Source organism: Massilia sp. CCM 8734 (assembly GCF_011682155.1).
Lineage (GTDB): Bacteria > Pseudomonadota > Gammaproteobacteria > Burkholderiales > Burkholderiaceae_D > Telluria_A > Telluria_A rubra.
Window position 1 is genome coordinate 1 of the sequence record NZ_WHJI01000215.1, and the last position, 376, is coordinate 376.

Below are 376 nucleotides of genomic sequence, written 5' to 3' on the forward strand. Positions count from 1 at the left end.
TCTCGCCGCCACGCGGATTATGGTCGATCAGGGGGACGTGTCCCAGTTCGCGGCAGTGGTCGTGCAACTCTTTGCTGCAGTAGGCAGCATCCATCACATCGTACAAATTGGTGACCCGTTGCTTCGTGATGTGCGACAGCGGCACGGCGGCGCGGCTGTCATGCATCGACGCGGAACACAGCAAGGCGGCGATGGGAACGCCACAATCGGCAGTGTCGATGTGCAGCTTGTACCCGTTCCAGCTGGTCTTATAGTGGATCCATGATTTGAGACAGTGGTTTAAGCTGTAATCCTGAACAGGGAAAACAGCAAAATGACGGAACGAAAGAAACGGACAGTTCACACGGCGGAGTTCAAAGCCAAGGTCGGTCTGGAA

Annotated in this window: 1 protein-coding gene; it reads right to left on the minus strand. The window is 55.6% G+C overall.

Annotation, left to right across the window (positions count from 1 at the left end):
- Positions 1-376, minus strand: a 376-nt coding sequence (locus F2P46_RS36315; RefSeq protein ID WP_229509609.1) for a transposase, incomplete at both ends; no start/stop codon positions are given.